Source organism: Roseateles chitinivorans (assembly GCF_050632145.1).
GTDB classification, from domain to species: domain Bacteria; phylum Pseudomonadota; class Gammaproteobacteria; order Burkholderiales; family Burkholderiaceae_C; genus Roseateles; species Roseateles chitinivorans_B.
Genome location: NZ_CP192577.1, coordinates 3,886,155 through 3,911,236 on the forward strand (window position 1 = coordinate 3,886,155; position 25,082 = coordinate 3,911,236).

The window sequence follows — 25,082 nt, forward strand, 5'->3', positions numbered from 1 at the left end:
AGAAATTCATGGCTTGATCGTCGCCACCTTGCCCATCCATGGCGAGGCCGATGTCGACAGCCAGGCGCGCGCGGCCTCGGAGCGCTTGAGCTGAAGATCGAGGTAGGCGACGCTGACCTGCTGGGCCGCGGTGAGTCCGAGCTGCTGCTCGTGCAATTGCCGATAGTCGGGGACGGCGGGCACCGGCGCCAGGCGGGTCGGGCCTTCCTGGCCGCGTCCGCCTCGACCGCCGCCGCGGCGGCCTTGCTGTTGTGGCTGCGATTGCGCCTGGTCCTCGGCGCTGCGGATCCGCTTCTGCTCGCGCTCGACATCCTCCGGACGCGGCTCGTTCCCGCCGAAGGCCGCGTGGCGGACCTCGTTCACGCTGAGCAGCCAGCCGCGACACGGCGGCATGGCGGTGAACGGCGCCCGGCGCCACTGGACGTCGCGCACCAGGCCGAGCACGTCGCTGTCGTCCGGCCCCGTCAGGCCGAGGACCGGAATGGCGACGTCGCGGTAGCGCGCCGGATCCGGCTGCGAGAACACCTGAGGACTGATCACGATCGCGGCGACGGGCCGGACCGTCTTCAAGGCGAGCACCGTCCCGTCCGCCTGCCGCTCGCCCGCCAGCGCCATCGCCGTCTGCGCGCCGAGCTCGTACCCGGCGACGACTGTCTTCGACCAGTCCAGCGAACGCCAGGGCGCGTCGCCCTGGCGGCCGAGCCGCTGCGCCTCGGCGAGCAGCTCGTCGAGCCGGGCCAGCCGCTGACGCATCTGGGCCTCGGCATAGTGCCGGCGGCCCAGTTCGGTGAATTCCGCGGAGCGGGCCAGCGCCGACGACCAGGCCGCGGCGTCGTCCTCGAGCGGCTGCAGCGACAGCACCGCATAGCCCGCCGCTGCCCAGGCGCGGCGCCAGCGGATGCCGGCGGCGTCGGACTCGCCGAGACCGGGCAGGTAGACGATGACCGGACGCGGAGCGGCGCTCGCGCTGCTCGGCAGCGTCAGGCTCAGCGGCACGTCGTCGCCGCGCAGGCGCCAGTTGATCGGCAGCACCGACACCGCCTCGCCCTGCGGCGCGTACCCGCGGGACGCGAACTCGCGTTGCTGCTGCTGTTCCTCGATGCGCGCCTTCGGCGGCCCGCCGCCGCAGCCGCTCAGCAGCAGCACCGTGCCGAGGAGGGCCACCGCCGCGAGCGCCAGGGCGCTTGCGCCGGCGCGCGAGGGCGGCGTGGCGGCGGAACCGGTACGGAAACGGGGACGGGTCGGGTCGATCATGGGCGGCGACGCTAAGCGGACGATGTAAAGCGGGGATTGCTGGGCGCAAGCCCCGACGCGCGGGCATGAAAAAGCGGCCCCGCGGGGCCGCCCATCATCGTCGCTGCGGCACCGCCCCGGCATTGATCGCGCGGCGCCGGAACGGGAGGCTCAATGCGCCGGCGCCGCGACCGGCGACAGGCCTTCCGGGAGGTCCGCGTTGAAGCGCTGCAGCACGTGGCGGCTCATGCCCTTGGCGAGTTCCTCCTCGCCGTAGAACACGGTGCCGAGCTTCTCCCGGCGCAGCAGCTCGGATTCCTCCTCGCCATGCGTGCGCAGCACGATCTCGATGCCGGGGTTCAGCTGACGCGCCGTGTCGGCCATCTGCCGCGCCTTCATCGAGTCGGGCACCGCCACGACCAGCATCGCCGCATTGGCGATGTGGGCCTGGATCAGCACCATGGGCTCGCTCGCGTCGCCGCTGACCGCCGCCATGCCGCGCTTGCGCAGCGCCTCGACGGTCTCGCGCCCCTCGTCCGCGACGACGAACGGGATGCCCCGCTCGGTCAGCGCGTCGGCGATGCGACGTCCCACGCGACCGTAGCCGACCAGCACGACCTGACCCTCCAGGAACTGGCGGTCGGTGGATTGCGGCAGCTCGGCGTAGGGATCGTCCCGCTCCTCGAGCTTGCGTGCGAACGACGAGCGCGCCAGCACCCAGCGCTGCAGCGGCGCGATCATCGCGAACATCACCGGATTCAGCGCGATCGAGATCAGCGCCGCCGCCAGCACCAGGTTCATCCCGGCCTTCGGCAGCAGTCCCAGCTGGACGCCCAGGCCCGCGAGGATGAAGCTGAACTCGCCGATCTGCGCCAGGCTGGCCGACACCGTCATCGCCGTGTTCAGCGGATAGCGGAACACGATCACCAGCGCCGCCGCCGCGATCGCCTTGCCCAGCATCACGATCGCGACCACGCCCAGCAGGTGCAGCGGCTGGTCGATCAGCGTCATCGGGTCGAAGAGCATGCCCACCGACACGAAGAACAGCACCGAGAACGAGTCCCGCAGCGGCAGCGATTCCTGCGCGGCGCGGTGGCTGTACTCCGATTCGCGCATCACCGTGCCGGCGAAGAACGCGCCCAGTGCGAAGGACACGTGGAACAGCTCCGAGGCGCCGTAGGCAATGCCGATCGCCACGGCGATGACCATCAGCGTGAACAGCTCGCGCGAGCCGGTCCGCGCCACCTGCCACAGCATCCACGGCAGCACGCGACGGCCGACCACCAGCATCAGCACGACGAACGCGGCCATCTGGGCCAGCGTCTCGGCGATGGTGCGCCACAGCGGCGCGTCGGCTGCGCCGGTTCCTGCGCCCGGTGCCGCGTTGCCGCCCAGCACCGACGCCAGCGGCGGCAGCAGCACCAGGATCAGCACGGTGGCGAGGTCCTCGACCACCAGCCAGCCGACCGCGATCCGGCCGTTCATGGATTCGAGCGTGCCGCGTGACTCCAGCGCCTTCAGCAGCACCACCGTGCTGGCGCAGGACAGCGTCAGCCCGAAGACCAGCGCCTGACCCGCGGGCCAGCCCCACCACATCGCCAGGCCCATGCCCAGCGCCGTGGCCGCGGCCATCTGCACGACCGCGCCGGGCAGTGCGATGCGCTTGACCGCCATCAGGTCCTTCAGCGAGAAGTGCAGGCCGACGCCGAACATCAGCAGCATCACGCCGATCTCCGACAGCTGCGCGGCGATGCCGACGTCCGCGACGAAGCCCGGCGTGGCCGGGCCGATCGCGATGCCGGCGAGCAGGTAACCCACGAGCGCGGGCAGCTTCAGCCGCTCGGCGATGAAACCCAGGATCAGCGCCAGGCCGAAACCCGCCGCCAACGTGGAAATGAGGGAGACGTTGTGTTCCATCAGTGCGCCGCTCCCGGACCGGCGACGGCGGCGAAGGCCTCGCGGTGACGGGGACCCTGCGCGAACGCGCCCAGGGCGGCGGCGATCCGGCGCTCCGCGTCCGCCGCGTCGGGCAGGTCGGGGCCGTAGATCTCCATCCAGGTCTGGAAGACCGGATCGTTGTCGTGGCGCTGGAGCAGCCGCACCGGCTGCGCCTCACGCGCCTGTTCGAAGGCGGCCAGCGCGGCCGTCAGCTGGTCGGCGTGGACGCGGTAGTAGACGTAGAGCTCGACCGGTGCGGTCGAGCGGTCGACAAGACGGGCAGGGGCGCGGCGGCGCGCGTCGGCGGCGATGCATTCATTCAGGTTCTCCAATGACGTAAGGCAGGGGACGGGGGGTGAGGACGGCGCCGGACGCGCTGCCCAGGTGCAGGGTGCCGGACTCGAGCGCGGCGAGTTTCACCTCCGCCAGCAGCAGCGGGCGGCCTTCCTGCCGGCCGAAGCCGGCGACCATGCCGGCGGGCTGGTCCGGATCGGCGCTGTGGAAGATCTCCTGGCCCGGCGTGGCATCGGCGTCGCTGCCGTCCAGCGCGAACAGGTGGGTGCGGCGCTTGATCGTGCCGCGGTACTGGCTGCGCGCGACGATCTCCTGGCCCGGATAGCAGCCCTTCTGGAAGTTCACGCCGCCCAGCAGCTCCAGGTTGAGCATCTGGGGCACGAACTGCTCCACCGTGCCCTGGCGCACCCAGGCCAGGCCTGCGGTGACGTCCAGGCCCTGCCATTCCTCGGGATCGATCACCGGCAGCGCGGGAGCGGGCGCGTCGGCGGGCTGCAGCAGCAGGAAGCGCGGCGTGAGGCCGTCGTCGGGCAGTCGCGTGGCCAGCGCCTCGCGGCCGTCGGCCAGGGGGACGCGGCCCACGGACCAGGTCGCCGCCGGGGCCGCGCCTTCCCCTGCCTCGGCCAGCCAGTCGCGCGCCTGGGCGCCGGACAGGCCCCAGACCGCCCAGGCCGCGCTGTCGTCGCTCAGCTTGCACTTGGCGCGCAGCACGAACATCGACAGCCGCTTGACCGTTGCCGGCACCACCTCGGCGGGCAGGGCCAGCAGCACGGACTGGTCGTCCGGCTTGACCGCCAGCATCGTCGCGAGCAGGCGTCCCTTGGCCGAGCAGTAGCCCGCCAGCCGGGCCTGGGCGCCGGTCTGCAGGGCCAGGTCTTGCGTCAGCTGGGTGTGCAGGAACTTGGCGGCTTCCTCGCCCTGGGCGCGGATCACGCCCCAGTCGGCGAGCCGGACGGCGCCCAGCGCCGAGGACGGCACGGGCGGCGGAGCGTGGTGGAGGTCTTCGATCATGGTCCGATTATCATCAGCCCCCGCATTTCACGAAGGGCATCGGGTCTTGTCACGCGCGAAAAACAGATCTCGCGGCACCGCGAGGAAAACGAAGAAGCAGTCGGGCCGCATCGGGCGCTGGCTGCTGTCCGCGCTGGTGGCGGCGATGGTGCTGGCCGGCGGGGCGCGGCCGCGCTCTGGTGGTGGCTGCAGGCGCCGCTGGTGCTGGAGAAGCCGGGCATCGAGCTGTCGATCGAACCGGGCACGCCGCCGCAGCAGGTCGCGCAGGACTGGGTGGCCGCCGGCGTGCAGACCGATCCGCGTTTCCTGTATGCCTGGTTCCGATATTCGGGGCAGGCCCGGAAGATCCGCGCCGGCAGCTACGAGATCCACGCCGGCGTCACGCCGCGCGAGCTGCTCGACAAGATGGTGCGCGGCGACCAGGTGCTGGAACAGCTGCGCCTGATCGAGGGCTGGAACTTCCGTCAGCTGCGCGCCGCGATCGCGGCCGCGCCGGCCCTGAAGCAGACCACCGCGGCGATGACGGACGAACAGATCATGGCCGCGCTCGGCGCGCCCGGCCAGGCGCCCGAGGGACGTTTCTTCCCGGATACCTATGCCTACAGCCTGGGCGTCAGCGACCTGACGGTGCTCAAGCGGGCGCATGCGCTGATGCAGAAGCGGCTGGAGAGCGCCTGGGCGGGCCGTGGCGACGGGCTGCCGCTCAAGAGCGCCGACGAAGCGCTGATCCTGGCCTCCATCGTCGAGAAGGAGACCGGCGCGGCGGCGGACCGCGGCCTGGTCGCGGCGGTGTTCGTCAACCGGCTCAAGGTCGGCATGCCGCTGCAGACCGATCCGACGGTGATCTACGGCCTGGGCACGGACTACGACGGCAACCTGCGCAAGATCCATCTGCAGACCGACACGCCGTTCAACACCTACACGCGGGGCGGCCTGCCGCCGACGCCGATCGCGATGCCCGGCCTGGCCGCGCTGCAGGCGACGCTGCATCCGACGCCGTCCAAGGCGCTGTACTTCGTGTCGCGCGGCGACGGCACCAGCCAGTTCAGCGAGGACCTGGCCGCGCATAATCGCGCGGTCAACAAGTACCAGCGCGGCCGCTGAAGCGCCCGCGCTTCGCTTTTTCCATTCGGGTTCCGAGAGAGCACCACGCGTGAGCGGTCGATTCATCACCTTCGAAGGCATCGACGGGGCGGGCAAGTCCACCCACATCGAGTCCGTCGCGCAGCACCTGCGCCGGAGCGGCGCCGAACTGGTCCAGACCCGCGAGCCCGGCGGCACGCCGCTGGCGGAGTCGCTGCGCGGCCTGTTCCTGCATCAGGACATGGACGGGCTGACCGAGGCGCTGCTGGTCTTCGCCGCGCGCCGCGATCACGTGCAGCGCGTCATCGCGCCGTCGCTGGCGCTGGGCCAGACGGTGTTGTGCGACCGCTTCACGGACGCGAGCTTCGCTTATCAGGGCGGCGGCCGCGGCATGGACGTCCAGGTGCTGGCCACCTTGGAACAGTGGGTGCAGCAGGGGCGCCAGCCGGACCTGACCTTCTGGTTCGACGTGGATCCGGCGATTGCCGCGCAGCGCCGGGCGCAGGCACGCGATGCGGACCGGCTCGAGCAGCTGGACCTCGATTTCTTCGCCCGCGTGCGGGCCGGTTACCAGCGCCGCGCTGACGCGTCCCGCGGGCGCATCGTGCGCATCGATGCGGGCGACACGATCGAGGGCGTCGCGGCCCAGATCCGCGCTGAACTGGAGCGCCGCGGATGGTGACCGAGGCCTCCCTGAACGCCGACGGCGCCGACGGCGCCGCGGTGCTGGCCGAGGGCGGCCGTCTGCCGCTGCCCTGGCTGGCCGAGCCGCTGCATCAGGCGCTGACGCAAGGCCGCAGCCATGCGCTGCTGCTGCAGGGGCCGGCGGGCGTCGGCCAGTTCGAGCTGGCGCTGCTGCTGGCCCAGGCCTGGCTCTGCGAGGCGCGCACCTCGACCGACCAGCCCGGCTGCGGCCGTTGCGCGAGCTGCCACCTGTTGCGCTCTCGCTCGCATCCCGACTTCCAGGTCCTGCTGCCCGAAGCACTGCGCGAGGCCCTGGGCTTCGGCGCGATGGAGGGGGATGGGGAGGGCGCGTCCTCGGCCAAGGCCAGCAAGACCAAGCCCAGCCGCGAGATCAAGATCGAGGCGGTCCGCCAGATGCTGTCGTTCGCGCAGGTCAGCGCGGCGCGGGGGCAGGCCAAGGTGGTCCTGGTGTACCCGGCGGAGGCGCTGAACACCGTGGCCGCGAACGCGCTGCTGAAGACCTTGGAGGAACCGGCCGGACTGTTGCGTTTCGTGCTGGCGAGCGCCGCGCCGCAGCAACTGCTGCCGACCATCCGCAGCCGCTGCCAGCCGCTGCAGATGGCGCTGCCCGCGCGCGACGCCGCGCTGGCCTGGCTGACGGGGCAGGGCGTGGACCAGGCCGGCGTGCTGCTGGACGCCACCGGGGGCCGTCCGCAGGAAGCGCTGCAGTGGAGTGAGGAAGGCATCGCCGCCAGAACCTGGCTGGAGCTGCCTCGCCGCATCGCCAAGGGCGAGGCGGTGGCGCTGACGGACTGGCCGGTGCCGCGCGCGATCGCCGCGATGCAGCGCCTGGTCCACGACCTGATGCGCATCGCCCACGGCGCCGGACCCGCCTACTTCCCGCGCGACGCGCTGCCCAAGCTTCCGGCGGTGCGCGCGGCGCTGGACCAGTGGGCCAGGACGCTGCAGCAGGCGGCGCGGCATGCGGACCACCCGCTCAACGCGGGGCTGCTGATGGAGTCCCTGGTGGCCCAGGGGCAACAGGCGATGCGGCCAGCGCGCTGAACAATGCAGGATCCGCGCGTGATCCACGTCTGCTCAAGGCGGTAACCAAGTCTGACGCCGGGGCGCGGCGAGTAGACTTGTGGCCATGAGCGAACTCAGCCTGAAACCGATGAGCACCACGCCCCCCGCGTCCGCCCCCGTCCCGGCTCCTGCCGGCGGTGCCCGACCCAGCGTGATCCAGCTGGTGTTCAAGGAGAAGGGCGCGCTCTACGCCGCCTACATCCCGATCTTCTCGGAAGGCGGCGTCTTCGTGCCGACCACGCGCGACTACAAGCTCGGCGAGGACATCTACCTGCTGATGACCTTGCCCGAGGATCCCAACCGCTATCCGGTCGCCGGCAAGGTCGCCTGGCTGACGCCGGCCAATGCCTCGGGCGGCCGCACGCAGGGCGTGGGCGTGAAGTTCCCCGGCGACGAGAAGACCCGGGTGATCAAGCTCAAGATCGAGGAACTGCTGGGCACGGCGATCTCCTCGTCCAAGCCGACGCAGACGATCTGAGATCCCGGAGATCGGCGGCGCTGGCCGCCGCAGCGCCCGGCCTTGAGCCGGGCGGAGTTGTTGCCATGTACATCGATTCCCACTGCCACCTGAGCTTCCCCGAGCTCCAGTCCCAGCTCCCCGACCTGCTCGCCGCGATGGACGCGGCCCTGGTGACGCAGGCCGTCTGCATCTGCACGACGATGGAGGAGTTCCCCGAGGTCCGGGCGATCGCCGACGCGCATCGGCAGCTGTTCGCCACGGTGGGCGTCCATCCGGACAGCGACGAGGTCCATGAGCCGAGCGTCGACGAACTGGTCGAAGGCGCCGCGCATCCGAAGGTGGTGGCCATCGGCGAGACCGGGCTGGACTACTACCGCCTCAACGGCAGGACCGTGGCGGAGATGGAATGGCAGCGCGAGCGCTTCCGCAACCACATCCGCGCCGCGAAGCGGACCGGCAAGCCGCTGGTGATCCACACCCGCTCGGCCGCCGAGGACACGCTGCGCCTGATGCGCGAGGAGGATGCCGGCCAGCCGGGCGGCGTCGTGCACTGCTTCACCGAGACCATGGATGTCGCCAAGGCGGCGCTGGACCAGGGCTTCCACCTCTCGTTCTCCGGCATCGTGACCTTCAAGAACGCGGCGGACCTGCGGGAGGTCGCGAAGATCGTGCCGGCCGACCGGATCCTGATCGAGACCGACAGCCCCTATCTGGCCCCGGTGCCCTATCGCGGCAAGCTGAACCAGCCGGCTTATGTGCCGCACGTGGCCAAGCTGATCGCCGAGGTCCGCGGCGTGCCCGTGGAGACGCTGGCGGCGCAATGCACGGCGAACACGCGGCGGCTGTTCCAACTGCCCGAGGCCGCCTGACATGACCGCCGGTTCGCCCCCGAAGGCCCCGGCCCTGAAGGTTCGGGTTGCGTTCGCCGTGGGAGGAGCGCTCGCCGGCCTGATGCTGGCGGCAATGCCCGTCACGGCGGCCCTGGCGCAGGGACGATTCGGATCGCAGGCGCCGACGGCGTCGTCCGACACCGCGGCAGTGCCCGAGCTGCATGTCGCCGCCCGCAACGACCATGCGAGCACCGTGATGAAACTGCTGCTGGCGGGCGTCGATCCGAACGTCCGCGACGCGCAGGGCAATACCGCGCTGCACGTGGCGATCCGCGAGGAATCCGGCAAGGCCTTCGAGACGCTGCTCAAGAGCCCCGGCACCGACGTCAGCGCGATCAACCAGGCCGGCGAGACGCCGCTGATGCTCGCCGCGCTCAAGGGCCAGCTGGACTGGGCCAAGGAACTCGTGAAGCGGGGCGCCTTCGTCAACGAGCCGGGCTGGTCGGCGCTGCATTACGCGGCCGCCGGTCCCAACGAACACGTGGTGCGCTGGCTGGTGGAGCAGGGCGCCGACATCGACGCCCGCTCGGCCAACGGCACGACGCCGCTGATGATGGCGGCCGGTTACGGAGGGCTCAGCGGCGCCGAGGTGCTGATCGCCGCGGGGGCGGATGCCTCGCTGAGCAATGATCACCAGATGACGGCGGCCGACTTCGCCCGCCGTGCCGGCCAGGACGAGATGGCCGAGAAGCTCGACAGGCTGGCCCGGGCGCGACATCCGTCACGCCCGCGCACGTCGCCGTGAGGCGGCTGCTGGCAACCCCCTAGGAATCCGTCTGACACGCGGTTTGGCCCGCCGCCCACTGTCGGCGGGACGGGTCGGTCCCTACAGTTCATTCCATGCCGACACGGTGTCGGTGCCGCCCTCGGGGCCTCGCAAGCCGCACTCGCGAGCCGCCCCCCGGAATGGACTGAATCCCCTGGAGACCGACATGCAGACCACGACCCAAGAGTTCTTCGTCGCCAACCCGTTCGCGATGCTGCTGGATCCCGAGCGTGTCGCCCATGAAGTCGCGACCTCCGAGCGTCTGTCCCGTCTGCGCAGCCGCATCTACCGTCCGCTGGACAAGCCGCTGATCGCGCACGTCGGTGCCGACGGCCAGGCCGCCTTCGACGAGGAAGTCGATGCCGCCGAACTGTCCGAAGCCGACCTGCTCCCGCTGGACGACGACACGTCGGCCGGCGCCCCGCTGAGCGCCTGATCACTGCCGGGGCAAGGATCCGGTGGCCGTTCGGTTTGTCAGTCCAGTCTGACTTGCGCTTCCGACAGCCGACTACACCTGCCGCCCCGCAATCTCCCTAGCATGACGCTCAGCAAGGTCGATTTATCGTGTGACCAAGCCCCACAGCCGCCCTGGAGACTGTCATGCGCCGCCCCCTCGTCCTCACCGTCCACGCCGCCGACGCCTCGCGCGTCTCCGTCGACAGCCGCTGGCGGCTGATGGCGGCGATGAGCCTGCCGGTACTGTCGGTGGCGTTGCTGCTGATGCTGGGTGGCTGCGGCTCGATGCAGGGCACCGCCGGCAGTCCCCAAGGCGCCGTGACCGGTACCGCGCCGGCTGCCGCTCCCTCCGTCCTTGGCGGCAACCTCTGGTCGCCGCAGATGGAAGAGCGCCGCCAGGCCCTTGTCCAGGCGGGCGCCGGTGCAGGCATCAGCGTTGCCCGTACTGCGGACAACCAGCTCAAGCTGAGCGTGCCCGCCGATTTCTCCTTTGACATCGGCCGTTCCGAACTGAAGCCGGCACTGCGGCCGGTGCTCGACGAGGTCAGCCGCAACCTCGACGACGCGGTCCGTGTGACCGTGGTCGGCCATACCGACAGTTCGGCCGGCGACGCGATCAACGGTCCGCTGTCGCTTGATCGTGCGGAAGCCGTGCGTGAGTATCTGGTCCATCACGGCGTCCGGCGTGGCCGGTTGCTGGTGGAGGGCCGCGGCGGACGTCAGCCGGTGGCCAGCAATGCCACCGAGGCCGGACGGGCCGCCAATCGTCGGATCGAGATTTTCCTGTCGCAACCCGCGTCCTAAGTTGTCATCAAGAACGGGAGTTGAGTCATGAATGCCTTCTGCCCCCGGAACCTCCTCCGCGCCGCATTGATGCCGGCGACCCTCTCGCTGGCCTCGCTCGCCCAGGCCGTACCCGCCGTCGATGCCGCGCCGAGTTCGCTCGACGATCATGTCGAGTTGTCAGGACGGAATCTGGCGGAGCGCACGCGCCAGCCATCCTTGCGCGATGCCTCGTCGGGCGCCCGCTACACGGTGACCCAGAGCGCCGCTGAACCGTTGGCCACGGCCAACCAATCCGCCGGAGCCGCTGGTTGGTACGGCCGGGCGCCGCAGGCCACGCAGACGATGCTCTGGGCCAAGCCCTTGTCCGGCAGCGGGCTTCGACTGGGCGTGGGGGTGGAGCAGCGGGGCGCCGCGGTCGGCGGCGGCTTGTACGCGACGCCTTACCAGAACCTGCGTCCCGGCGCGGCGGGGGATGCCGGTGTGCTGGTCGGGTTGGCGATGCCGACGGGGCCGCGTTCCCATGCCTTCGTCCAGACGCCGTTGGTCGACGCGCAGCGTGCGCAGATCGACGACCTCAACGTGCCAGGGCTCAACAACCGGGATCAGCGCCAGGTGCGCGTCGGCCTCGCGTTCAACAGCCGCAAGCCCTACGCGGATCTCCGCAAAGGCTTCAAGATGGAACTCAGCGGGCAGTCGTCGCTGACCTTCCGCCCACGGGGCGGGCGCGTCGGGGTGACTTTCCAGAAGATCTGGTGAGGCGGTCGTCTCAGCGACCTCGTCGTCCTCGTCCCCACTCCAGGAAAGCCGGCGTCAGCCGGCTTTTTCGTTGGCATCCGTCGCCGACTGCGCGGATCAATCCCCCTCAATCTCCCCTTCGGCAGGGGTTCCTCGACCGGTAGGTCCTCTCCTACAGCGCGTCGGTTGCGGCTCCGACGCACGCTCGCGGTGCGGGACTGCCTGGGGCGGCCCCGCCTGTCCCTACAGTTCATTCATCGCGGCACGGTGCCGCGCAGGAGAACCGAGATGCTGCACTACGCCGTCGTCTTTTTCGTCATTGCCTTGATCGCCGCGCTGTTCGGCTTTGGCGGCATCGCCGCCGGCGCCGCGAGCATCGCGAAGATCCTTTTCTTCGTCTTCGTGATCATGGCCGTCGTCACTTTCGTGATGAGCCTGCTGCGAAAGTGACGTCGCCGGACTTTCCGTCGACAGCTTCACTGCCTCCCTCCAAAAACAAGCAAAGGATGACCATGAACAAGCCCGCAACCACCGCACTGATCGCCGCCGCCCTGAGCCTGTGCGCCGGCATGGCGAACGCCGCCAATTTCTCCAAGTCGGTCTACGACGGTGCCAAGGACGACATCAAGAAGACCTACAAGGTCGACAAGGATGCGTGCGATCAGCTGTCGGGCAACGCCAAGGACATCTGCGTCAAGGAGGCCAAGGGCCGCGAAGACGTGGCGCTGGCCCAGCTCGAGTACAACTACAGCGGCAACGCCAAGGACGAAGCCAAGCTGATCGAGGCCCGCTATGAAGCGCGCTACGACGTGGCCAAGGAACGCTGCGACGACCGTTCGGGTGAAGCGAAGGACGTGTGCCAGCGCGAGGCCAAGACGTCGTACGAGAAGGCCAAGGCCGAGCTGAAGATGAACAAGAAGGTGGCTGCGGCGGTCGATGACGCAGAGGAAACCCGCGTGAAGGCCGACTACAAGCTGGCTTCCGAGAAGTGCAACACCCTGTCCGGCGATGCCAAGGACGTGTGCGTGAACTCGGCCAAGGCGCGCTACAACCAGCGCTGACCGGCCGGAGACGATTCAACCCCGGTGGGGGCGCGTTCGATCCGATGTCGTTCACGCCTGACGTTGCACCGGCGGATCCGGACCCACAACTCGAACATCGTCCGGATCCCCCTGTCGACACCAACTGCAACGGCGCCCCTCGGGGCGCCGTTTTCTTTGGGGTGGAGCCTTCTCGATCTGGCGGGATGACAGTCGATCAAGAGGCCGAGTCGCAGAACGTCGCTGCCGGGGGCGAGGCTGCAGAGGCGGTCTCCTCGGACCAGACCGGAGCCGTGAGGATCATTGCGCCGACGCCGGAGGCCAGGACGATGAGCAGGGCTCTGCCGACGAAGCTGCCGACGCTCCTCGTCCTTGTCGGGATTTCATGGAACACGATGCACCTCGTCGCCGAGGCGGCGGTCTGCCTGCAGCGCTTCGGAGTCGCTGATCTCGTTGCCGATCTTGATCCGCGGCAGCGGTCGTGACGGGGCGGCCGACGCGGCCGTGGGTGTCTGGGCGTCGATGTCGGCATCCGGTTCATCGCTGCCGCCGCCGCCGCACCCGGTCAGCACCAGGGCGCCGAACAGCAGCGGCGCCATGACGAAGGATCGACCGTAGCGGGGAAGCAACCGGGAAAGGGGGAGGGAGAGGGGAAGGGTCCGAAGGGAAGACGTCATCGAGGAACTCCGTGAGCAGGCTTCGACATGAAGCGAAGCGCTCATGGTCGGAATTCCTCGGGGAACGTCCTATGGCCTGCCCTGATTGCAGAGGCATGCAAGCCGGCAGGTCTAGGTGGGGCGATGGCTGAAATGGAGGATCAGACCAATCCGGCCTTGTCCAATCCGAAGGCTTTGTCCTGCGATCCAGGCACGTTGCGGAACGCGACATTGAGGCGGTTCCAGGCATTGATCGACGACACGAGCCAGGTCAGGTCGGAGAGTTCCTTTTCGCTGAAATGCTCGCGGACCTCGGCGTACACGGCATCGGACACGCCGTCCTCCGGGATGCGCGTGAGCGCCTCGGTCCACAGCAACGCGGCGCGCTCGCGGGCGGAGAACAGCGGCGACTCGCGCCAGATGGCGACGTGGTGCAGCCGCAGCGGCCGTTCGCCGCCGATGACGGCCTGCTTGATGTGCATGTCCAGGCAGAACGCGCAGCCGTTGAGCTGCGAGGCGCGGATCTCGACCAGGAACTGCAGGCCATGCTCGAGGCCGCCTTCCTTCAGGGTCATGGACAGCTCGACCAGTTTCTTGAAGGCGGCGGGCGATTGCTGCAGGTAGTTCAGGCGTTGGCTCATGGGGACTCCGTGATGGGTAGGGACAGTGAGGGACAGCTACCTACAAGACGACGCAGCCCCCGCACTTGTGACATCGCCCTGCGCCCAAGCGTGCGGGCGGCCTCGCTAAACTGGCCGGCGCCCGCCAAGAAGGCCTTGAACACATCGCGCCGTGACTGCTCCTGCTCCACCGTCCTCCCCGTCCTCCGGCGCCGCGCCGGCCCCAGGACCAGCGTCTTCCGCCATCCCGGCTTCACCGCGTTCCTGATCTGCCGCCTCGCGGCGGTGTTCGCCGGACAGATCCAGGCGGTGGTGGTCGCCTGGCAGGTCTATGACCTGACCCGCGAACCGTTGGCGCTCGCCTATGTCGGCCTCGCGCAGTTCATCCCGATGCTGCTGTTGTTGCTGCCGGCCGGCGATCTGATCGACCGCTTCAGCCGCAAGCCGATCCTGGCGATCAGCTGGGCCGTCAGCGCGAGCTGCAGCATGGCGTTGTGGTGGCTGTCCGGTCACGGTCACGCGGGCGTGGCCGGCATCTATGCCGTGCTGGTGCTGTTCGGCTGTGCGCGGGCCTTCTCGGGTCCGGCCTTGCAGAGCCTGCTGCCGCAGATCGTGCCGCGCGAGCAGCTGGCGCAGGCGATCGCCGCCAACAGCATGCTGATGCGGGTGGCCAGCATCGGCGGGCCCTTCCTGGGCGGGCTCCTGTACGGCTTCGGCGGGTCGGGCCTGACCTATCTCGTCTGCCTGGCCGGCTTCGCGCTGGGCACGGCGCTGCTGATCGGCGCCGTGCCGGTGCGCTTTGCCGCGCCGCCTTCGCCCGCGGGCGGGAACATCTGGCAGCGCTTCGGCGCCGGCATCCATTTCATCCGCTCGCGGCCCATCATCCTGGGCACGATCTCGCTGGACCTGTTCGCGGTCCTGCTGGGCGGCGTCGTCGCACTGTTGCCGATCTACGCCCATGAGGTGCTGCATGCCGGCCCGGAAGGCCTCGGCGCATTGCGCAGCGCGATGGCGGTGGGCGAGGTCACCGCCGGCTTCTACCTGAGCCTGCGCCCGTTCAATCGTCATGTCGGGAAGACGATGTTCGCGGCGGTTGCGGTGTTCGGTCTGGCCAACCTGGTGTTCTCGCTGTCCACGACCTTCTGGCTGTCGTTCGCGGCCCTGGCGATCGCCGGCGCGGCGGACATGGTCAGCGTCTACATCCGGGGCGCGCTGGTGCAGTTCTCGACCCCGGACGAGATGCGGGGGCGCGTCAATGCGGTGAACATGCTGTTCATCGGGTCTTCCAACGAACTGGGGAATTCCGGGCCGGCAGCGCGGCCGCGGCGCTGGGTGCGGTGCCTGCGGCCGTGACCGGTGCCGTGTGCACGCTGGGTGTGGTGGCGGCTTGGGCCGCCTTGTTCAAGCCGCTGCGCACCGTCGACCGCTTCGAGGAGGCGACGCCTGCCGTCACCCGCTGACGCGATGCCCGCGATACCGCGCGTCTGAAAAAGAGCCGCGCCGACCCGAAGGGTGCAGCGCGGCAACAGGGAGGATGCAGCCCTGGTCCGGCAAACGGTGCGCCCGTCGCAGGCCCCGACGGGCCTTGGCGCGGCGTTCAGTGGCTGTTGCGACCGCGCACGGCGGGCGGGAGGTAATCCTTGCCGACCATGGCCCGGGCGAACAGGTAGTTGTTGCGGGCCCGTGCCGGGAGGCTGTCCAGATCGACATGGCCTTGCGGGTCGCACGGGAAGGACATCGCACGACCGGCGTCGAAGATGGATTCGAAGCGGATCTCGAACTGGGACGCGGCGGCGTCTGCGGCGATCTGGAGGCTCATTTGGGTTCTCCTGGTGAGTTCCTTTGCTTTCACTATCGGCGCTGGGCCGAGTGCTTCCCATAAGCGCAGCTCGGTGTGCGATGTCGGTGCGGGGAGGTGGCCCGTGTCCGGCGTCGTCCTACAGCTTGTGGGCACAACGGAAGTGCGTCGGACGGCGTTGACGGTGCGGTCAGTGTTCGCCCAGGACTTCACACACATTTGCAGTACGGCGCGGGTCCGGCGATTGCTGTGGGACAGCACCTACAGCGCGTCGCGGTGGGCGCCGCTTCGCCAGCGGCCCGGCGGCGGCGACCATGCTTCATCGCAACCCGATCCCGCTCCGGTTCGAGGCCACCATGGACGACAACATGCTCATGCTGATGACGTTGGCCACCTGCACCGCCACCGCGTTGGCCGTGCGCATGTGGCAATGGCTCGATGAACTGCCGCGGGATGACTCCCAGGAGGACCTTCCATGAGCGCCCGACCCCCACTGCCGCCCGAGCATCCCGCCGACGCTTCCACGGTCGATCCTTCCGTTGAACGCCAATCCGGCGACGAGCAACGGCTGAGCCAATCCGCCTTCGTCTGCGGCGAGGTGACCTACCGGACCGGCGACGGTCCGATGATGGCCATCCGTCCCGGTGCCGTGCAGGTCGAGATCAACGAACACGACGTGACGCTGGGCTGGGAGGATGGCGACTCGAGGTTGAGCGCCCTCATGCCGCGCAGCGAATACGCGCGTTTCATCGGCACCGGCGCCATCAAGCCTGTCGTGACGCACCGTCCGGATGAGGTGGGCACCGCCGACGGCGCCGAGGCTGCATCCAGCGCGCAGCCGGAACTGGACAAGGCTCAGGGCAAGCCTGGTCATTGACCCCGGTCTGAATCCGGCGTCAGCGGTTCGCGCCGCCCCATGAAAAACGCCTCGGGGATCCGAGGCGTTGCTGTTTGCGGTTGGGCTGATGGTCAGTCGCGATCGCCGCCGAAGATGCCCAGCAGCTGCAGCAGCGCGGTGAACACGTTGTACAGGTCCAGGTAGATGTTCAGCGTCGCGCTGATGTAGTTGGTCTCGCCGCCGTCGATGACGCGCTTGACGTCGACCAGCATGAAAGCCGAGAAGATCCCCAGCACGGCGACCAGCAGCGCCAGATGCACGCCGGTGGACTGCAGGAAGACGTTGGCGATGCCGGCGATCATCGCGATCACGGCGCCGACGAACAGGAACTTCTGCAGGCCGGAGAGGTCGCGCTTGACCACGGTCGCCAGCGACGCCATCGCGAAGAAGATGCCGGCGGTGCCGCCGAAGGCCGTCATGATCAGCGTGCCGCCGTTCTTGAAGCCCAGGATCGTGGCCAGCAGGCGCGACAGCATCAGGCCCATGAAGAAGGTGAAGGCGAGCAGCGAGGCGACGCCGGCGGCGGAGTTCTTGGTCTTCTCGACCAGGAACATCAGCCCGAACGCGCCGACGAAGAACAGGATCATGCTCGCGCCGGTCCCCATGGCGGCGAGGAACCCGGTGCTCACGCCGATCCAGGCGCCGAGCACGGTCGGGATCAACGACAGCGCAAGCAGCGCATAGGTGTTGCGCAGGACGCGCTGGCGGTCGGCGGACAGCGACGAGCCGAAGCCGCCGGTGTTGAGGTCGATGATGCGATCGTTCATGTGCGTGCGCCCCATGAAGTGAGAGTTGCTGTCGATTGTAGGCGCGGGCCTTAAGGCTTCGTTAAAGTGATCGTCTTTCCTTCAATGATCCGACGAGGCCGCAGATGAAACAGAAGCCCTTCCTGACCCTGGACGACGTCAAGCGCATCGCCGCCGCCGCGGAAGCCGAGGCGCTGAAGAACAACTGGGCGGTGACCATCGCCATCGTCGACGATGGCGGACATCTGCTGTGGCTGCAGCGCCTGGACAACGCGGCGGCCACGTCGGCCGTGATCGCCCCGGCAAAGGCCAAGACGGCCGCGCTGGGTCGTCGCGAATCCAAGGTCTACGAGGACATCGTCAACAACGGTCGCAACGCGTTCCTCAGCGTCCCGCTGGAAGGGATGCTCGAAGGTGGCGTGCCGGTGCTCGTCGAAGGCTTCTGCGTCGGCGCGGTCGGCGTCAGCGGCGTGAAGTCGAATGAAGACGCGCAAGTGGCCAAGGCCGGCATCGCCGCCCTGGGTTGAGCCAACGACGTCCTCGGTCCCAGACCGTGGAAGTCCACGGTCGATCGGGGACGGCAAGGCGCGAGGTTTCGGACCTTGCGTCCGGGGAGAGGCGGACCGAGTTCAGTCCAGTGGACTGAACGACGCCGACGAGCGCTGGAGGACCGAAGGTCTGACAGCCTTGCGCCTTGGCGGCCAAGCGCGCCGAAGAGGGTAGTCAAGGGCTGCCAGCACATGTCCCCCTGATGACCGTTTGCGCAAATCTTCTCCGTGAATACCCCGACGGGTTATACTCGTCAGGTTTACCCGCAACCAACCGCGTCCCGCAAACTTCACCCCCGATCGCATCGGATCCCACTCGGATCGACTCCCTCACAGGAGACCCGGTCGCACCCGCGCGCCAGCCGTCCATGGCGCGTGCCGGCGGCGAATCCAGGGCCCTGAAGCAGAGCCGGGCGCGCGCACAACAACGGAGTTTCCCGTGCTGCCCGATCTGCTTTCCGCTCCCCCGCGATTCTTGCCCTGGCAGACGGCACGGTCTTCAAGGGTTCCGCGCTCGGCGCTGCCGGCCGGACCGTTGGTGAGGTGGTGTTCAACACCGCGCTCACCGGCTACCAAGAAATCCTCACCGACCCCAGCTACTGCCGCCAGATCGTCACCCTGACGTATCCGCACATCGGCAACTATGGCGTCAATGACGAGGACGTCGAGGCGTCGAAGATCTTTGCCGCAGGCCTGATCATCAAGGAGGCGCCGGTCCTCGACTCGAACTTCCGCAAGGGCCGCACGCTGCGCCAGTACCTGAAGGACGAGGGCACCGTCGCCATCGCCGATCTGGACACGCGCCGCCTGACGCGCGTGCTGCGCGAGAAGGGCGCCCAGAACGGTTGCATCCTGGCGTTGAACGCCGGCGAGCAGATCACCCAGGCGCACATCGACGAGGCGGTCGCGCTGGCCAAGGGCGCGCCGAGCATGGCGGGCCTGGACCTGGCGAAGGTCGTCAGCCGCACCGAGCGTGAAGTCTGGACCGAGACCGAGTGGACGCTCGGCAAGGGCTACGGCGAGCAGACCGCCCCGAAGTTCCACGTCGTCGCCTACGACTTCGGCGTCAAGAGCAACATCCTGCGCATGCTGGCCTCGCGCGGCTGCCGCATTACCGTGGTGCCGGCGCAGACGCCGGCCTCGGAGGTCTTCGACCTCGAGCCGGACGGCGTGTTCCTGTCCAACGGCCCCGGCGACCCGGAGCCTTGCGACTACGCCATCAAGGCCACCGCGCAGCTGATCGAGGCCGGCATCCCGACCTTCGGCATCTGCCTGGGCCACCAGATCATGGCGCTGGCCTCCGGCGCGAAGACCTTCAAGATGAAGTTCGGCCACCACGGCGCGAACCACCCGGTGAAGGACCTCGACAACGGCCGCGTCAGCATCACCAGCCAGAACCACGGTTTCGCGGTCGATCCCGACACGCTGCCGTCCAACCTGCGCGCGACGCATGTCAGCCTGTTCGACGGCACGCTGCAGGGCCTGGCCCGCACCGACAAGCCCGCGTTCTGCTTCCAGGGTCACCCGGAAGCGAGCCCCGGCCCGCACGACATCTCGTATCTGTTCGACCGCTTCATCGGTCTCATGTCCAAGGCCTGATGAAGAGGGAGACGACTCATGCCCAAGCGTTCTGACATCAAAAGCATCCTCATCATCGGCGCCGGTCCGATCATCATCGGCCAGGCCTGCGAGTTCGACTACTCGGGCGCCCAGGCGTGCAAGGCGTTGCGCGAGGAGGGCTACAAGGTCATCCTGGTGAACAGCAACCCGGCGACGATCATGACGGACCCGGACACCGCGGACGTCACCTACATCGAGCCGATCACCTGGCAGGTGGTCGAGAAGATCATCGCCAAGGAACGTCCTGACGCGATCCTGCCGACGATGGGCGGCCAGACCGCGCTGAACTGCGCGCTGGACCTGCACAAGCACGGCGTGCTGGACAAGTACAAGGTCGAGATGATCGGTGCCAACGAGCACGCGATCGAGAAGGCCGAAGACCGTCTGAAGTTCAAGGACGCGATGACCAAGATCGGGCTGGGGTCGGCCCGCTCGGGCATCGCGCATTCGCTGGAAGAGGCGTGGTCGGTGCAGAAGCGCATCCACGCCGAGATCGGCGGTGCGGGCTTCCCGATGGTGATCCGCCCCAGCTTCACGCTGGGCGGCACCGGCGGCGGCATCGCCTACAACCCCGAAGAGTTCGAGGAGATCTGCAAGCGCGGTCTCGACCTCTCGCCGACGAACGAGCTGCTCATCGAGGAGTCGCTGATCGGCTGGAAGGAATACGAGATGGAAGTGGTCCGCGACAAGGCGGACAACTGCATCATCGTGTGCTCGATCGAGAACCTGGATCCGATGGGCATCCACACCGGCGACTCGATCACCGTGGCCCCGGCGCAGACGCTGACGGACAAGGAATACCAGCTGCTGCGCAACGCCTCGATCGCGATCCTGCGCGAGATCGGCGTCGACACCGGCGGTTCGAACGTGCAGTTCTCGATCAACCCGGTCGACGGCCGCATGGTCGTGATCGAGATGAACCCGCGCGTGTCGCGTTCGTCGGCGCTGGCCTCCAAGGCCACCGGCTTCCCGATCGCCAAGATCGCCGCGAAGCTGGCCGTCGGCTACACGCTCGACGAACTGAAGAACGACATCACCGGCGGCATCACGCCGGCCTCGTTCGAGCCCAGCATCGACTACGTCGTCACCAAGATCCCGCGTTTCGCCTTCGAGAAGTTCCCGATGGCCGACTCGCGCCTGACGACGCAGATGAAGTCGGTCGGCGAAGTGATGGCCATGGGTCGCAACTTCCAGGAATCGTTCCAGAAGGCGCTGCGCGGCCTGGAGACCGGCATCGACGGCCTGTCCGAGATCAGCACCGACCGCGAGGAGATCGTGCAGGAGATCGGCGAACCCGGTCCGTCGCGCATCCTCTTCCTGGGCGACGCCTTCCGCATCGGCATGACGCTGGACGAGGTCTTCGAGGAAACGAAGATCGATCCGTGGTTCCTGGCCCAGATCGAACAGCTGATCAAGATCGAGCTGTCGCTGGGCGGCCGCACGCTGGCTTCGCTGAGCGTCGACGAGCTGCGCCTGCTGAAGAAGAAGGGCTTCTCGGACAAGCGCCTGGCCAAGCTGCTGGGTACCAACCAGCACGAGGTGCGCAAGACCCGTCACGCGTTGAACGTGCGTCCGGTCTACAAGCGCGTCGACACCTGCGCCGCCGAGTTCGCGACGCAGACGGCCTACATGTACTCCACGTACGACGAGGAGTGCGAGGCCAACCCGACCGACAAGAAGAAGATCATGGTGCTGGGCGGCGGTCCGAACCGCATCGGCCAGGGCATCGAGTTCGACTACTGCTGCGTCCATGCGGCACTCGCGATGCGCGAGGACGGCTACGAGACCATCATGGTCAACTGCAATCCGGAGACGGTCTCGACCGACTACGACACCTCCGACCGCCTGTACTTCGAGCCGGTGACGCTCGAGGACGTGCTGGAGATCGTCGCCAAGGAGAAGCCGGTCGGCGTCATCGTGCAGTACGGCGGCCAGACGCCCTGAAGCTGGCGCTGGACCTCGAAGCCAACGGCGTGCCCATCATCGGCACCTCGCCGGACTCGATCGACATGGCCGAGGACCGCGAGCGCTTCCAGAAGCTGCTGCATGAGCTGGGCCTGAAGCAGCCGCCCAACCGCACGGCGCGCAACGAGGACCAGGCCGTCGCGCTGGCCAACGAGATCGGCTACCCGCTGGTCGTGCGTCCCAGCTACGTGCTGGGCGGCCGCGCGATGGAGATCGTGCACGGCGACAAGGACCTGGAGCGCTACATGCGCGAGGCCGTGCGCGTCAGCGAGAAGTCGCCGGTGTTGCTGGACCGCTTCCTGGAGGATGCGGTCGAGGTCGACGTCGACTGCATCTGCGACGGCGAAGACACGATGATGGGCGGCATCATGGAGCACATCGAGGCCGCCGGCATCCACTCCGGCGACTCGGCCTGCTCGCTGCCGCCGTACACGCTGTCCAAGGAACTGCAGGACGAACTGCGCCGCCAGACCGCGGAGATGGCGAAGGCGCTGAAGGTCGTCGGCCTGATGAACGTGCAGTTCGCGATCCAGGGCGACGTCACGAAGGGTCTGTCCGAGAACACGGTCTACGTGCTCGAGGTGAATCCGCGCGCGTCCCGCACGGTGCCGTTCGTGTCCAAGGCGACCAGCCAGCCGCTGGCCAAGATCGCCGCGCGCTGCATGGCCGGCGTCAAGCTCAAGGACCAGAAGGCCGCCGGCGGCAAGCCGCCGGTCGAGATCCAGCCGCCGTATTTCAGCGTCAAGGAAGCCGTCTTCCCGTTCAACAAGTTCCCCGGCGTGGATCCGATCCTCAGCCCGGAGATGCGTTCGACCGGCGAAGTCATGGGCGCCGGCCGGACCTTCGGCGAAGCGATGCTGAAGAGCCAGCTGGGCGCGGGCTCGCGCCTGCCGCGTCAGGGCAACGTCCTGATCACCGTCAAGAACAACGACAAGGACCGTGCCGTCGCGCTGGCGCGTGATCTGGCGGCGCTGGGCTTCGGCGTGGTGGCGACCAAGGGCACGGCCGCGGCGATCGAAGCCGCTGGCATCCCGGTGCGCGTCGTCAACAAGGTCAAGGACGGTCGTCCGCACATCGTCGACATGATCAAGGGTGGCGACATCCAGCTGGTGTTCACGACCGTCGACGAGACCCGCGCGGCCATCGCCGACAGCCGTCACATCCGCCAGGCGGCGCTGGCCAACCGGGTGACCTACTACACGACGATGGCCGGCTGCGAGGCTGCCGTCGAAGGCATGAAGCACAAGGACGGCCTGCTGGTGCAATCGCTGCAGGAACTGCACGCCGAACTGCATTAAACTTGGCTCATCCCATTCCGCCGCCGCTGCTCAGCGATCCTGAGCGGCAGCGGCGGTTTGTTTTGTTACTCAAGGTTCTAGAGACATGGCCACGACGATTCCATTGACCAAGCGCGGCGCTGAGAAGCTCAAGGAAGAACTGCATCGGCTGAAGACGGTCGAGCGGCACGCCGTGATCAACGCGATCTCGGAAGCCCGCGCGCAAGGCGACCTGTCGGAAAACGCCGAGTACGAAGCGGCCAAGGACAAGCAGGGCTTCATCGAAGGCCGCATCCTGGAGATCGAAGGCAAGCTGTCCTCGGCCCAGGTGATCGATCCGTCGTCGGTGAATGCCGGCGGCAAGGTGGTGTTCGGCACGACGGTCGACCTCGAAGAGGAAGAGTCCGGCAACGAGGTCACCTACCAGATCGTCGGCGACGACGAAGCCGACCTGAAGCAGGGCCTGATCTCGATCAGCTCCCCGATCGCGCGCGCGCTGATCGGCAAGGAGGCCGGCGATGTCGCCGAAGTGGTCGCACCAGGCGGCATCAAGCGCTACGAGATCGTCGACGTCCGCTACATCTGAGGCGTCGGGCGATGCTGCTGCGACTCCGTGCGTTGCTGGCCACGCTGTGGGCCGGCGAGTTGCTGGCGGTGGCGCTGCTCGCGGCGCCGAATGCGTTCGCGACCCTCGATCGGACCGCCGCCGGCAAGTACGTCGCCCGGTTGTTCGAGATGGATGCCCGCGTTGCGCTGGCGGCCGGCGTGCTGCTGATCCTGATGGAGCGACGCCTGCACCGCGACGGCGTCGTGCGCGGCTCGGCGATGAGTGCGGACTTCTGGCTGCCGTTGCTGGCCATCGGCTGCACGGCAGCCGGCTTCTACGCGCTGCAGCCGCTGATGGAAGCCGCACGGCAAGGGCAGGGGAGCTGGACTTTCCTGCAATTGCATGCGGTGTCGCTGGGGCTCTTCGGCGTGAGAGCCGTCGCCGTGCTGGCGCTGGCCTGGCGGGTGAACGGGCCGGCATCCCGCTGACCCGTCGTCGGTGTCAACCTGGGCAGCCGCCACAAGGGCAAAGAAAGACGGCCCGCGGGCCGTCTTGTCGTTGATGCTGGAACGTGGTGACGTCGTGTCGCCGCTTCAGCCTTGGCTGGACTTCTTCACGCTGGTCTGGCGCGGCTTCTTCGCGCGCTTGACTTCGCCGCCGTAGGTGACGCGCTGGTTGCCCAGCACCGTGACCTTCTTGATCTGCGGGCGGTTGTTGCCGCTCTTCGAGAACTTCACGATCTTCACGACCTTGGGCGCCAAGCGGCCATCGTCCTTGGAGGCGGCCTTTTCCTTCTCCGGCATCGGGCGCCACAGGACGAGCAGCTTGCCGATGTGCTGGATGGGCGCGGCGTCGAGTTCCTCGGCCAGGGTGGCCAGGATGGCTTCGCGGCCGTCGCGGTCGTCGGACATGACGCGCACCTTGATCAGTCCGTGGGACTTCAGCGCGAGGTCGACCTCCTTGGTGACGGCGGCCGTCAGGCCATCGCCGCCTATCATCACCACCGGGTCCAGGTGATGAGCGTCGGCGCGTTTTTCCTTGCGCTGGGCAGGGGTCAATTGAATAGCAGGCATCTGCTTATTATCAGTGCAATGAAAGTCGATACCAAAAGCAAGAAGCTGAACAAGGCGTGGTTGAACAACCACGTCAACGACACCTACGTCAAATTGGCCCAGAAAGAGGGCTATCGCTCCCGTGCGGCCTACAAGCTCAAGGAGATCGACGAGGAGTTCCAGCTGATCCGGCCGGGGCAACTGGTTGTCGACCTCGGCGCGTGCCCGGGGGCCTGGAGCCAGTACCTGCGCCGCCGTTTCGCACCCAAGGAAGCGGGGGCGGGCGGCGCTGCGGTAGGCGAACTGAACGGCCGCATCATCGCGCTGGACCTGCTGGATTTCGAGCCGATCGAAGGCGTCGAGTTCGTCCAGGGCGACTTCCGCGAACAGGAAGTGCTGACCCGGCTGGAATCGATGCTCGATGGCCGGAAGGTGGATCTTGTGGTCTCGGACATGGCGCCCAACCTGTCGGGCATCGAGAGCACCGACGCCGCACGCATGGAGCACCTGATCGAACTCGCGCTGGAGTTTTCCCAACAACACCTGAAGCCGGAAGGCGCGCTGGTTGCCAAGGTGTTCCACGGCAGCGGGTACGACCAGCTCGTGCACGCCTTCCGGGCCCAGTTCAAGCGGGTGAAGACCGCCAAGCCGAAGGCGTCGCGGGAAAGATCGGCGGAGAACTTCCTCGTCGGCATCGGGCTGAAAGGGCGCTGAAGAGGCGATGCAGGCGCCATGGCGGCGCGGTGAAGACCCGATGAGGCGTCAAAGTCAGGGGTGCTTCGACCGGTCGGCCGGCGGGGCGCGTGGCAATATCTATCGAGGTGTATGGGAATGCCAATCAGGTCTGGGGACTTGACTGGCCTAGAATCCGCCCCATATGCCGTGAAAGTCCG

At 68.1% G+C, this 25,082-nt stretch carries 27 protein-coding genes and 2 pseudogenes; 20 read left to right on the plus strand and 9 right to left on the minus strand.

What is annotated here, in order from left to right:
• Positions 1–6 precede the first annotated feature (6 nt).
• From ACQ86G_RS17895 to ACQ86G_RS17910, 4 genes are all read right to left on the minus strand, one after another.
• Positions 7–1,254 (minus strand): alpha/beta hydrolase family protein, encoded by a 1,248-nt coding sequence (locus ACQ86G_RS17895; protein WP_431256589.1) that lies wholly within the window; start codon positions 1,252–1,254, stop codon positions 7–9.
• 150 nt (positions 1,255–1,404) lie between these two features.
• The gene (ybaL, locus tag ACQ86G_RS17900; RefSeq protein WP_431256590.1) at positions 1,405–3,150 is read right to left on the minus strand and encodes a YbaL family putative K(+) efflux transporter; all 1,746 of its coding nucleotides are present in this window, start codon (positions 3,148–3,150) and stop codon (positions 1,405–1,407) included.
• Positions 3,150–3,503: a DUF4936 family protein gene (locus ACQ86G_RS17905; protein WP_431256591.1), complete on the minus strand. Its 354-nt coding sequence runs from the start codon at positions 3,501–3,503 to the stop codon at positions 3,150–3,152. Before ACQ86G_RS17905 ends, ybaL begins: the two co-directional genes overlap by 1 nt.
• Positions 3,487–4,476 (minus strand): YgfZ/GcvT domain-containing protein, encoded by a 990-nt coding sequence (locus tag ACQ86G_RS17910; protein ID WP_431256592.1) that lies wholly within the window; start codon positions 4,474–4,476, stop codon positions 3,487–3,489. The genes ACQ86G_RS17905 and ACQ86G_RS17910 overlap by 17 nt, the downstream gene beginning before the upstream one ends.
• 117 nt (positions 4,477–4,593) lie before the next feature.
• Here ACQ86G_RS17910 and mltG point away from each other — a divergent pair, with 117 nt between their 5' ends.
• The 11 genes from mltG (at position 4,594) to ACQ86G_RS17965 (ending at position 12,483) form a co-directional block, all read left to right on the plus strand.
• Positions 4,594–5,580 (plus strand): endolytic transglycosylase MltG, encoded by a 987-nt coding sequence (gene mltG, locus ACQ86G_RS17915; protein WP_431261439.1) that lies wholly within the window; start codon positions 4,594–4,596, stop codon positions 5,578–5,580.
• Positions 5,581–5,629: 49 nt separating this feature from the next.
• Positions 5,630–6,241, plus strand: coding sequence for a dTMP kinase (gene tmk / locus ACQ86G_RS17920; protein WP_431256593.1), 612 nt, complete (start codon positions 5,630–5,632; stop codon positions 6,239–6,241).
• Positions 6,235–7,308, plus strand: a complete 1,074-nt coding sequence (gene holB, locus ACQ86G_RS17925; protein WP_431256594.1) for a DNA polymerase III subunit delta' — start codon at positions 6,235–6,237, stop codon at positions 7,306–7,308. Before tmk ends, holB begins: the two co-directional genes overlap by 7 nt.
• A 109-nt stretch (positions 7,309–7,417) precedes the next feature.
• Positions 7,418–7,807, plus strand: coding sequence for a PilZ domain-containing protein (locus ACQ86G_RS17930; RefSeq protein ID WP_431256595.1), 390 nt, complete (start codon positions 7,418–7,420; stop codon positions 7,805–7,807).
• Between the two features lie 65 nt (positions 7,808–7,872).
• Entirely contained in the window at positions 7,873–8,658 is a 786-nt protein-coding gene (locus ACQ86G_RS17935; RefSeq protein ID WP_431256596.1) for a TatD family hydrolase, read from the plus strand.
• Between the two features lies 1 nt (position 8,659).
• Entirely contained in the window at positions 8,660–9,424 is a 765-nt protein-coding gene (locus tag ACQ86G_RS17940; RefSeq protein ID WP_431256597.1) for an ankyrin repeat domain-containing protein, read from the plus strand.
• A gap of 187 nt (positions 9,425–9,611) precedes the next feature.
• Positions 9,612–9,881 carry a hypothetical protein gene (locus ACQ86G_RS17945; protein WP_431256598.1) on the plus strand — a complete coding sequence of 90 codons (270 nt, stop codon included), beginning with the start codon at positions 9,612–9,614 and terminating at the stop codon, positions 9,879–9,881.
• A gap of 164 nt (positions 9,882–10,045) precedes the next feature.
• The gene (locus ACQ86G_RS17950; protein WP_431256599.1) at positions 10,046–10,705 is read left to right on the plus strand and encodes an OmpA family protein; all 660 of its coding nucleotides are present in this window, start codon (positions 10,046–10,048) and stop codon (positions 10,703–10,705) included.
• Between the two features lie 27 nt (positions 10,706–10,732).
• A complete protein-coding gene (locus tag ACQ86G_RS17955) occupies positions 10,733–11,443 on the plus strand; it encodes a hypothetical protein (RefSeq protein ID WP_431256600.1) in 711 nt (236 codons plus the stop codon).
• Between the two features lie 267 nt (positions 11,444–11,710).
• Positions 11,711–11,872: a DUF1328 domain-containing protein gene (locus ACQ86G_RS17960; protein ID WP_067270282.1), complete on the plus strand. Its 162-nt coding sequence runs from the start codon at positions 11,711–11,713 to the stop codon at positions 11,870–11,872.
• Between the two features lie 62 nt (positions 11,873–11,934).
• Positions 11,935–12,483 carry a hypothetical protein gene (locus ACQ86G_RS17965; RefSeq protein WP_431256601.1) on the plus strand — a complete coding sequence of 183 codons (549 nt, stop codon included), beginning with the start codon at positions 11,935–11,937 and terminating at the stop codon, positions 12,481–12,483.
• Positions 12,484–12,845: 362 nt separating this feature from the next.
• Here the strand turns inward: ACQ86G_RS17965 and ACQ86G_RS17970 are convergent, their stop codons facing one another.
• Entirely contained in the window at positions 12,846–13,061 is a 216-nt protein-coding gene (locus ACQ86G_RS17970) for a hypothetical protein (RefSeq protein WP_431256602.1), read from the minus strand.
• Between the two features lie 218 nt (positions 13,062–13,279).
• Entirely contained in the window at positions 13,280–13,759 is a 480-nt protein-coding gene (locus ACQ86G_RS17975) for a carboxymuconolactone decarboxylase family protein (protein WP_431256603.1), read from the minus strand.
• A 243-nt stretch (positions 13,760–14,002) separates the two neighbouring features.
• Between ACQ86G_RS17975 and ACQ86G_RS17980 the strand changes: the two are divergent.
• Positions 14,003–15,198: pseudogene (locus ACQ86G_RS17980) on the plus strand (MFS transporter).
• A gap of 137 nt (positions 15,199–15,335) precedes the next feature.
• Here ACQ86G_RS17980 and ACQ86G_RS17985 read toward each other — a convergent pair.
• Positions 15,336–15,557: a hypothetical protein gene (locus ACQ86G_RS17985; protein ID WP_431256604.1), complete on the minus strand. Its 222-nt coding sequence runs from the start codon at positions 15,555–15,557 to the stop codon at positions 15,336–15,338.
• Positions 15,558–15,892: 335 nt separating this feature from the next.
• Here ACQ86G_RS17985 and ACQ86G_RS17990 point away from each other — a divergent pair, with 335 nt between their 5' ends.
• Together ACQ86G_RS17990 and ACQ86G_RS17995 are read left to right on the plus strand one after the other, a co-directional pair.
• Positions 15,893–16,015, plus strand: a complete 123-nt coding sequence (locus ACQ86G_RS17990; protein ID WP_431256605.1) for a hypothetical protein — start codon at positions 15,893–15,895, stop codon at positions 16,013–16,015.
• On the plus strand, positions 16,012–16,413 hold the full coding sequence (locus tag ACQ86G_RS17995; protein ID WP_431256606.1) for a hypothetical protein: 402 nt from the start codon (positions 16,012–16,014) through the stop codon (positions 16,411–16,413). Before ACQ86G_RS17990 ends, ACQ86G_RS17995 begins: the two co-directional genes overlap by 4 nt.
• A gap of 92 nt (positions 16,414–16,505) precedes the next feature.
• Here ACQ86G_RS17995 and ACQ86G_RS18000 read toward each other — a convergent pair whose 3' ends face one another.
• A complete protein-coding gene (locus ACQ86G_RS18000) occupies positions 16,506–17,201 on the minus strand; it encodes a Bax inhibitor-1/YccA family protein (protein WP_431256607.1) in 696 nt (231 codons plus the stop codon).
• Between the two features lie 104 nt (positions 17,202–17,305).
• On the opposite strand from ACQ86G_RS18000, the gene ACQ86G_RS18005 reads away from it, so the two are divergent.
• From ACQ86G_RS18005 to ACQ86G_RS18025, 5 genes and pseudogenes are all read left to right on the plus strand, one after another.
• On the plus strand, positions 17,306–17,707 hold the full coding sequence (locus ACQ86G_RS18005) for a GlcG/HbpS family heme-binding protein (RefSeq protein WP_088406615.1): 402 nt from the start codon (positions 17,306–17,308) through the stop codon (positions 17,705–17,707).
• 492 nt (positions 17,708–18,199) lie between these two features.
• Positions 18,200–19,327 carry a glutamine-hydrolyzing carbamoyl-phosphate synthase small subunit gene (carA, locus tag ACQ86G_RS18010; RefSeq protein ID WP_431261440.1) on the plus strand — a complete coding sequence of 376 codons (1,128 nt, stop codon included), beginning with the start codon at positions 18,200–18,202 and terminating at the stop codon, positions 19,325–19,327.
• 18 nt (positions 19,328–19,345) lie between these two features.
• Positions 19,346–22,611, plus strand: a pseudogene (gene carB, locus ACQ86G_RS18015) (carbamoyl-phosphate synthase large subunit).
• Between the two features lie 85 nt (positions 22,612–22,696).
• Positions 22,697–23,176 (plus strand): transcription elongation factor GreA, encoded by a 480-nt coding sequence (gene greA / locus ACQ86G_RS18020; RefSeq protein WP_088406621.1) that lies wholly within the window; start codon positions 22,697–22,699, stop codon positions 23,174–23,176.
• Between the two features lie 11 nt (positions 23,177–23,187).
• Positions 23,188–23,625, plus strand: a complete 438-nt coding sequence (locus ACQ86G_RS18025) for a DUF4149 domain-containing protein (protein ID WP_431256608.1) — start codon at positions 23,188–23,190, stop codon at positions 23,623–23,625.
• 105 nt (positions 23,626–23,730) lie between these two features.
• Here the strand turns inward: ACQ86G_RS18025 and ACQ86G_RS18030 are convergent, their stop codons facing one another.
• Positions 23,731–24,210 (minus strand): YhbY family RNA-binding protein, encoded by a 480-nt coding sequence (locus ACQ86G_RS18030; protein ID WP_431256609.1) that lies wholly within the window; start codon positions 24,208–24,210, stop codon positions 23,731–23,733.
• A gap of 18 nt (positions 24,211–24,228) precedes the next feature.
• Between ACQ86G_RS18030 and ACQ86G_RS18035 the strand changes: the two genes are divergently transcribed.
• A complete protein-coding gene (locus tag ACQ86G_RS18035) occupies positions 24,229–24,903 on the plus strand; it encodes an RlmE family RNA methyltransferase (protein WP_431256610.1) in 675 nt (224 codons plus the stop codon).
• Positions 24,904–25,082: the final 179 nt, after the last annotated feature.